9 protein-coding genes are annotated in these 7,920 nt (G+C 47.9%); all 9 read left to right on the top strand.

Features of this window, described 5'->3' with window-relative positions:
- Positions 1-142 precede the first annotated feature (142 nt).
- The 9 genes from QUA03_RS27610 (at position 143) to QUA03_RS27650 (ending at position 7,715) form a co-directional block, all read left to right on the top strand.
- Entirely contained in the window at positions 143-1,366 is a 1,224-nt protein-coding gene (locus QUA03_RS27610) for a site-specific integrase (RefSeq protein WP_333216736.1), read from the top strand.
- A 199-nt stretch (positions 1,367-1,565) separates the two neighbouring features.
- The gene (locus QUA03_RS27615; protein ID WP_333216738.1) at positions 1,566-1,940 is read left to right on the top strand and encodes a hypothetical protein; all 375 of its coding nucleotides are present in this window, start codon (positions 1,566-1,568) and stop codon (positions 1,938-1,940) included.
- Positions 1,933-2,385, top strand: coding sequence for a hypothetical protein (locus QUA03_RS27620; protein ID WP_333216740.1), 453 nt, complete (start codon positions 1,933-1,935; stop codon positions 2,383-2,385). The genes QUA03_RS27615 and QUA03_RS27620 overlap by 8 nt, the downstream gene beginning before the upstream one ends.
- Positions 2,382-2,891, top strand: a complete 510-nt coding sequence (locus tag QUA03_RS27625) for a hypothetical protein (protein WP_333216742.1) — start codon at positions 2,382-2,384, stop codon at positions 2,889-2,891. Before QUA03_RS27620 ends, QUA03_RS27625 begins: the two co-directional genes overlap by 4 nt.
- The gene (locus QUA03_RS27630; RefSeq protein WP_333216743.1) at positions 2,891-3,154 is read left to right on the top strand and encodes a hypothetical protein; all 264 of its coding nucleotides are present in this window, start codon (positions 2,891-2,893) and stop codon (positions 3,152-3,154) included. Before QUA03_RS27625 ends, QUA03_RS27630 begins: the two co-directional genes overlap by 1 nt.
- Positions 3,145-3,699, top strand: coding sequence for a hypothetical protein (locus QUA03_RS27635; RefSeq protein ID WP_333216745.1), 555 nt, complete (start codon positions 3,145-3,147; stop codon positions 3,697-3,699). The genes QUA03_RS27630 and QUA03_RS27635 overlap by 10 nt, the downstream gene beginning before the upstream one ends.
- A gap of 476 nt (positions 3,700-4,175) precedes the next feature.
- Positions 4,176-6,941 carry a DUF3854 domain-containing protein gene (locus QUA03_RS27640; protein ID WP_333216747.1) on the top strand — a complete coding sequence of 922 codons (2,766 nt, stop codon included), beginning with the start codon at positions 4,176-4,178 and terminating at the stop codon, positions 6,939-6,941.
- A 139-nt stretch (positions 6,942-7,080) separates the two neighbouring features.
- Positions 7,081-7,413 carry a hypothetical protein gene (locus QUA03_RS27645; protein ID WP_333216748.1) on the top strand — a complete coding sequence of 111 codons (333 nt, stop codon included), beginning with the start codon at positions 7,081-7,083 and terminating at the stop codon, positions 7,411-7,413.
- A 32-nt stretch (positions 7,414-7,445) separates the two neighbouring features.
- Complete coding sequence (locus QUA03_RS27650) at positions 7,446-7,715, top strand: flagellar alpha dynein (RefSeq protein WP_333216750.1); 270 nt, start codon at positions 7,446-7,448, stop codon at positions 7,713-7,715.
- The last annotated feature ends 205 nt before the right edge of the window (positions 7,716-7,920 follow it).

Below are 7,920 nucleotides of genomic sequence, written 5' to 3' on the forward strand. Positions count from 1 at the left end.
TAGATTTCGAGTCTGCCTATTCAAGAGCGCTACCCCTTGCACTATAAGATGTGTACGAATCTCGACTCAAATAAATTCTATTTGTATACCATTTTCGTATACCATTCCTGGGTAGAATTAATCTCAGCTTGGAGAGGGAAGTATGTACCCAGCGGCAAATTCTGACTTTCGGTGGCTCAATCTTCAGGTGCAGCGACACCGAGTCAGGCCCTACTACGCGGCACGCTTGCATCAGAGATTTGGGCGATCGACTATCGGACTCGGTTCTGATGAATTCACAGCCCTGGTGTTGGCGCGCAAGCTTGACGGCGAAATACAGCGACTGGTTGACGCCGCCGAAATAATTGATTTGGAGTATCTGCGAACTTTTGTTGAGGAATTAAAGCCGTTATTAGCAAGTAGCAACAAAGCTTCTCTGCGTATAGTTCGCAAAGACGAACTTTCACTGCTGTGGAAAAAGTATGTTGACTTTCACCAAGCGCTAGGTGCGTGGGAACAAACTTACATCAACAATGAAATTACCCATGTTTCTAGACTGCTAGAAAAATGTCCGTTTAAGCGACTGGAGGATAAGTCAGAGATTCTTCAGTGGATACTTAATGACACAAAGCGCTCGGCTGCTACCTCGAAAAAACGGTTCATGCACTTAACTGCGGCAGTTGATTGGAATAGCAAGCAGGGTAATATACCTCGCAAGTGGGGTATCGAATATCGTGATGTCTTGGGGTCTGTCAAGATTAGTGGCAAGAAAAAAGAGAAAAAAAAGATTGATGTGTATACGGTTGATGAGGTTTACCGCATCCTAAATGCTCTCAAAGATGATACCCATTCTCGGTTTAAGGGCAAGCACAGTCAATATTACAAGTACGTTTACTTTCTTTGGTTGACAGGTTGCCGTCCCAGTGAGGCAATCGCTCTCAAGTGGGATAACGTCAATATTGCAAGAAGGATCATAACTTTTTGCGAGGCTCAGGTGCTGACTTCTGGCGGCAAGATTGTTTCAAAAGAAGGTACTAAAACAGAGTTGGTGCGGACTTTTCCTGTTAATCAAGAATTGCAACTTTTGCTTGAGTCAATCCCACGGCAAGAAGGTTTTGTGTTTACCAATGAGATGGGAAAACCTATCAGTCAGGCTGCTTTAAATGTTGTTTGGAAGACGTTACTCAAGAGTCTTGAAATGCGATATCGTATTCCGTACAATCTGAGGCACACGATGATTTCGTACCACGCTAATAATGACTTTCCTATTCAAAAGCTAGCTAAGCTTGTGGGGAATTCGCCGGAAGTAATTATGCAGCATTATTTGCATTTTGATATTGAGCGCATTAATTTACCGGGCGTGGTGCAAGAGTCTGATATGGGTTGAATATTTCTGTTTTTTGGGACCCGCTACTTGGGTTGGGACGCGAAACAAAACTTTACACTTCCTGTGTTGACAAGGAAGTGTAAGTCTGCAATCGTGAGTAACTAAGGAAGATTGATGCGCGGTTGACGAGCACTGGAAATGCTAGCCAAACCGCGACTTCCCCAAACCGTTGTGTTGGAACGTTTGGAGCCTATAAATTATGCCACTTTCAGCCGATTGTCCAGACGGACGATCGCAACTCTTAATGTTTCCCCGTCGCGAGTTATTGCAGAAAATCGCATCGGCCGCTTTGCTGTTTTTTGTGCCGCGTTCTCAGTCAGTTGCTTTGCCTCTCAATGGGCGACCTTTGCCAGAGTTTAATATTGGTGACTCAATATCTGTTGATTGGACTGAAGAATTTGACGAGGGCTTTGTCGAATTTGGCGAGGTTATGGGTGCCTGTCATCGCCCGGAGGATGGCTGGGTTTACTACATCAACTGGACACATAGCACCAGTTCAGATGATTTTAACTACCCCTGCTTTGAGGGAGAACCGACTACAGCCGACAGATTGAGGCTTGTTAGTCATGGTTAAGCCCACTATCAGCTACCGTCGCATTGACCAACTAAAGGCGATCGCCTTTGACCGTGGCTTCACCAATGAAGACGCCAGACAGTTTGGGAAACTCAGCAAAACTGCTACATGGGAAGCGCTGCTAGAACTGTACCTGGTTGACGGTGAATCGCTTGACACAGTGCTAGACACTGTAGGTACCACGCCTGAACCGCTTGATACACAATCTGTAGACAGTGTAGACACCCTGGATTGGACTAACGACGGTTCGTTCCCTGTGTGCGGTTTCACCCGGCAGAATTCCACCAGCTTTTTAGACTGGGTTGACCTCTCTCAACTCATTGCACTCGTACTCGCATCGGCGGGGGTGTTTGTGTTGGCAATGTCTATGTGGCGACAAATCAACCCCTTGAATTTATTTCCCTCCCCAGTTCGCATCAACATTCAAATCGGGACAAAATTATGAGCTTACAACTACGCCTATTCGGCGGAAATTCTGATGCTGGAAAACTCACTACCAGCAATGACGGCGGACACGCTATTGACAAATCAAAAGTTCTGGCAAGCACCGACGCGAGTGTCATCACACCGCTAAATCCTGGTAATTTTTCCAGCATGCGTAGTGTTCCAGTTGTGCCAGCACCGCGCTACTTTACCCGCGAAGAAGCGGACGCTATGAAGGACTTGGCAAAGGAAAAAACAGACGGGGCCCGACAATCTAAGCGAGCCTACAAAGCCCTTGGAAAGATTGAGGAAGCCGATGCAACCGTGCATAAAGAGCATCGCAAATACGAGGGAGTAGTGGCTGAGAACGAACTTAAAAAAGTTCGTGGTAACGCTGGCTTAGCTAAGAAATTACACGCACTCCGGCCGGGATATGCCCGATTAGGCATGGGAATCGACAAAGCTGAGAATGATGCCCGAACCCGAATCGATGCGATTAAAGCCAAACTGACGGCGGGGGCAAACTAATGAGAGCGATGTACTTGGCAAATTATTTTATCGCCGGGTGCATAGCTTCCTCCCTCCTGGGATGGATAGCGAGTTTGCATTCGATGTCACAAAGGGCGATCGCATTTTTGGCAGCCGGCTCTTTCATTTTGTGGGGCTTGTGCTGGCTCTTAGATTTCTCAATTTCAGGCTGGCTCAAAATATCTGTGCAGAATTTACAAGCTTTGCTTCTGGCTGGCATGGCTTCGATCGCGATCGGTGCGGGGGTGTTTTTATGCAGCTAAAAATGTTTGTGCTGTCTGGCGCTGCGGTTGCCCTCTGGTTGGCTCCCTTGGTTGCCCTCGATAAAAAAGTTAGCTGGCACAAGGCGATTCAGGGATTGAGTCTTTGCGGGGCTGTTGCCTGTGCGGTTGGCGCGGGGAATATCGCCCGCAGATTAGCCGAGGAAAATGAGATTGAGGAATGGAAAACCAGGGCGATTAAAGCTGATGTGGCCGATGAAATTGCAGTCAGCACCTATGTAAGTCAGCAGTCCCGACAACAGGAAGCTGAGGCGATTCTGAACCCTAGGGAAGCGCTAGAACGCGCACTGGCACTCACTTACGACGATGATGAACGTTCGGAACCGTCACCCAAAAAACAACTAGCTAAACCTGACGAGGAACGTTCCCAGAACGCTGAATCAGAACGCGCTGAACGAGCGCTGCAACTGAAGGCAAAGGGATGGGGTAAAGCAAAAATCATTCTTGAAATCTGGGGAGTGTCCAAAGGAGGCAGCCAAAAATACAAGGATGCTGAGGCTGAGTACAAGCGCTTAGTTGATGAGTAGTTGCAGCACATATGTAGATTTTGGAAGGCTATAGGCCTTCCAAGCAAATAGCACATATTTAGATGGATGCAGCACGTATGTAGATTCTGCAAACCCGTAGGGTTTGTAGGGGATGCAGCACATATGTAGATACTAGAACCCTATAGGGTTCTATCAGTTACAACACATATCATGACTTGCTTCTGCTGCTAAAATAAATCCAAGCGATTTTCTCAAGTGATGCCAGGCCTGTGGCAGGTGGGGGAGTAAAGGGAATCGTAGGTAAGGGATTGAGAGCGATGCCACTGATAGTCCGGGGCTCCCTGCCTGAATACTTCTGTCTATCCTCTAACGACAATCAAGGATAGGCGACTCAAGCCAGTCGCCTATATTCTCTAATGCCTTAAAACTATACACACAGCAAAAAACCGCTCTCTTTGAAGTTTGGCGACTGCAAGAACGGCTTTATTGCTGACTTACCCAAAGGTAAAACAATCATGTCTCATAATAATAACCCGACTAACGGGCAAGTTTCAAGTACCGCAAAATATCTTTCTACCAAGCACCTCGCCGAATGGTGCGAGGGTTCAGTCGTACTGGAAGCGATCGCCCGTCTCAATATCGAATCGCTGACTGCTAAAGAACTCAACGAACGCATCCTTCCAAAGGAACCCATCAAAACAGGGGGCTGGTGGTGTCGTGGCGTTAACTGGCGGACAGGCGTATTCATGGGTACGCGGTACGGACAAGGCAAGCCAGACAAGCCACATCAACCAGAAGGTTCTAAACCGCGCAAATACCTCACAGGTAGCGGCATGGAACCCGACGCAATCTTCCTAGCAATGCCTGACAAAGACTATTGGGCAAAAGTTCACGCTGATAAATCCATCCCCCGCCATTGGACAGAAGGAGCCAAAAAAGCCGGCGCGGGTTTAAGTCTTGACCTAGCTGTCATCGCTCTAACGGGTGTTTGGAATTGGGGGAAAGATGGGGAATTGGCGCGCATTGTGAATGAGTGGGCACAGCCCGACACCATCCACTACATAGACTTTGACTCCGACTATGCGGCCAACCCGTCTTGTCGTGCAGCCATTTTGAAGTTTGGCCGCTTACTGGAACAGGAGGGTTGCGAGGTACACGTCACGGTTTGGGATACCAAGTTTAAAGGGATGGATGATTTTATCAAAGCTAACAGTGGTGAGGCTTTTAAAGAGGCTGTAGCGAGCGCGCCAACTCTGACCAAGTGGGAGAAACAACTTAAGAAAGGTGATCGCAAAAATGACGCTTCAAACCCTAATATCTCTTTAATTCCTCACCCGCGCACACATGAGAATGTAGTATCTTTGTCATCTTCTAGTAGTGGAAACGACTACATTCCAGACACAGCGCCTGCCGGAGAGCAAAACTTTGTACTGAAAGCTGAGGAATACCTCTATTCCGAGGGGCATTGGGTGTCTATCGCGGGGCAACTTTATCGGTTTACTGGCACTCATTACGAGTTGCGCCTAGAGGTGGTAGAGAAGCGACGTATTCGAGACTATCTGAGTAATTACGTTGAGATGGTTCGCTCAGTCCCTCGCAAGAAATACGCCAATTCTGCAAGCATTAATCAGGTTTATGACTGGGTAATTGCAGGGTTTGCGGTAGATCCAAACATTATTAACCCTGACGGACTGAACACCCTTAATGGGGTAATTAAAGTCAATCCTGACGGCACTTACAATGTAGAGCCACATGATCCAAAAAACATCTATACCTATGTCGGGTGTAAGTATGACCCCACGATTGACCCGGCAGATTGCGATCGCCTTTTAGAATGTTTGGAGCCATCCCAGCGAGAAATTTTCCTGCGGACGGCTGCTGCTGCACTTAACCTAAAACTGGTGCGCTCAAAGTTGACGGGGCGAGGTGTAAAAGGGTTGCTCTGCCACGGGGAAGGCTCCAATGGTAAAGACACTTTGCGCGCCGTGCTCGCTGCCGTTTATGGGAACGGAATGACTGGGAAGTCTTTGTCTGACTTCAGAGCCTATGATACTGGCCGCAAGTTTAATCTGTCAGGTCTGCTAGGGGGTGTCTGTAACTGGGCTTCAGAGAACACTGCAAAAGTAGACCTAGATAATATTCAGAGTCTTAAGCAATTCATTACTGGCGACCCGATCGACATTGAACCCAAAGGTAAGGACAGTCACGAATACAAACCGGTTGCTACTTTCTTTGCTAATTGCAATAAGTTGCCATCCATCACCGGAGGAACCGAGGCGATCGAAGGTCGCTATGGAATCCTGAATTTTGAGAAGACCTACGCCAAAAATGCGATCGCTGCCGAGGGGCAATTAGAAGCTGACCCGCGCTTCAAAGATGATGAAAAGTTCATCCTTGAACAGATTGCCCCGGCGATGCTTAACAAAATGCTGGAGCGTTGGCCGCTGCTACTTTCCGAGGGTATCGACTACAAGGCAACCAAGGAAGCGATGCAAAAAGCTCAGGAGGAAAGCCGCCACCTCTGGCAGTTTGTCCGCGACGCTGGCATTGAGGTACAAGCTGGTGGCCGCATCTACATCAAAGATTTGTGGGAGCGACTGCAAGAGTGGTATGTAGAAACGGGGACACTAGAGATTGAACCAGGCAATGGCGATCGTAAAGACAAGCTAATTTGGCATGATCTACCCAACAAATACGACACGCCTGTAAAGGCTATAAATCAAGTGTTTGCAAGGTTCTCGGAGATATTTCCCAAACTCAAAAGGTTGCAATATAACGGGCGAGACGAGATGGAGCGTAGAGCGCAATGGTATCTCTCTGGAATTGGCTTTGTGCAAAATTCTGAATTACCCGCGAATATTGCTCTGCCAGCTCTGCCAGTAGAGACAGAGGGACTTGCAGCCCTGCCAACTGCTCTGCCACATAATGCTGGCAGAGCAAGTGACAGAGCTACAATCCTTTTAGAGAGCGCTGGCAGAGATGGCAGAGCAGTTTTCCCAACTTTGTTGGACTTTTGCAATTCTTTCTCCAAACTCTCCGACTCCGACAAGCAAAAACTGACAGAGTTACTCACAGGCATCCCCTGCTCTGATCCACTCAAAGCTTTCAGAGTCGGAGACAAAGTGGCTGGCAACAAACCAGAGGACTCTAGCTACAACTGGCACGGTCGCATCGTTGAGATTCATACAAGCATCAGTTGCAAGGTTGACTGGCAAGAGCGCGAAAAACACAAGGGCGGCCGGATAATCTCAATGCTCTTCTGTGACCTGCGGAAAATTTAGCCGCTGTCTGACAACTGACGACTGAATCCTATCCCCCTTAATTGGGGGATTTTCATGTCTACAGGTTTTGTCTACAAATTGTTGACAGTGTAGACAGCAATCAGTTACTGTAGACAAATACTGTATACAGGTGTCTACAATGAGTCAAAGTCAAGTCGTATCGTTCAGAGCTTCCGGTCACTTCCTGAACTGGATAGAAGCTCAGAAGCTAGACGGTGAGTCGGTCAGTCAAGCTGCACAACGCATCCTCAAGGAACTGTCAGGCACGTCTACAATGCTGTCTACAGTGTCTACAGCAAGCGACACTAACGTACTGTCTACACCGTCTACAGATTTGTCTACACGAAGCGATGATAGCGTCGTGTCTACAAATGTTGTAGACATTGTAGACAAGGCTGTAGTCGATCGCCTTGACCCCGTGATGGAGCGGATGGCCGCCATTGAGGAACGGCTGGGAAAATTGAGTGCCTGAGTGATGGCAACGATGAATCACTCAGGCAGGAATTGAAAGCAGCCAACAAGCAGCTTGCAGAATGGGATACAGAACTGAATCAGTTACACGAGCGCAACGGCGATTTGGGACTGAAGGTGCAGATGTTGGAGCAAGAACTCAAGGAAGTGCAGCGAGATCGGGAGGAAATTAAAAACTTGGCTCCGACCGTCGCAGATTTCCCAGATCCGGCCGACTTGCTCAATCAGTTAAGAGCGCAGCGCAAAAAGTCGAGGGCCGAACGGGAAGACGTGGAGGTAATTTTAAAAATACTTTCGTCCTGACCGATCGCCCTGATGCGGGGTGGAGTGAAAACAGAAAGTGGTATACGAGAATGGTTTGTGTACCACTTTTGTATACCACTGCCTGTAAAACTGCACAGATGGCTAAAGAAGGTGATAACCTCAAAGCCTTGTGTAGTAAAGGATGTACGGAGAGGGTGGGATTTGAACCCACGTTGAAGTTGCCTCCAAAATAGATTTCGAGTCT

The organism is Microcoleus sp. S36b_A4, assembly GCF_036700645.1.
Classification (GTDB): Bacteria; Cyanobacteriota; Cyanobacteriia; order Cyanobacteriales; family Microcoleaceae; genus Microcoleus.

What these genes read in the sequence shown, in the direction of transcription:
- QUA03_RS27610 (WP_333216736.1), top strand. Translation starts at nt 143, where the DNA reads ATGTACCCAGCGGCAAATTCTGACTTTCGGTGGCTCAATCTTCAGGTG.
- QUA03_RS27615 (WP_333216738.1), top strand. Translation starts at nt 1,566, where the DNA reads ATGCCACTTTCAGCCGATTGTCCAGACGGACGATCGCAACTCTTAATG.
- QUA03_RS27620 (WP_333216740.1), top strand. Translation starts at nt 1,933, where the DNA reads ATGGTTAAGCCCACTATCAGCTACCGTCGCATTGACCAACTAAAGGCG.
- QUA03_RS27625 (WP_333216742.1), top strand. Translation starts at nt 2,382, where the DNA reads ATGAGCTTACAACTACGCCTATTCGGCGGAAATTCTGATGCTGGAAAA.
- QUA03_RS27630 (WP_333216743.1), top strand. Translation starts at nt 2,891, where the DNA reads ATGAGAGCGATGTACTTGGCAAATTATTTTATCGCCGGGTGCATAGCT.
- QUA03_RS27635 (WP_333216745.1), top strand. Translation starts at nt 3,145, where the DNA reads ATGCAGCTAAAAATGTTTGTGCTGTCTGGCGCTGCGGTTGCCCTCTGG.
- QUA03_RS27640 (WP_333216747.1), top strand. Translation starts at nt 4,176, where the DNA reads ATGTCTCATAATAATAACCCGACTAACGGGCAAGTTTCAAGTACCGCA.
- QUA03_RS27645 (WP_333216748.1), top strand. Translation starts at nt 7,081, where the DNA reads ATGAGTCAAAGTCAAGTCGTATCGTTCAGAGCTTCCGGTCACTTCCTG.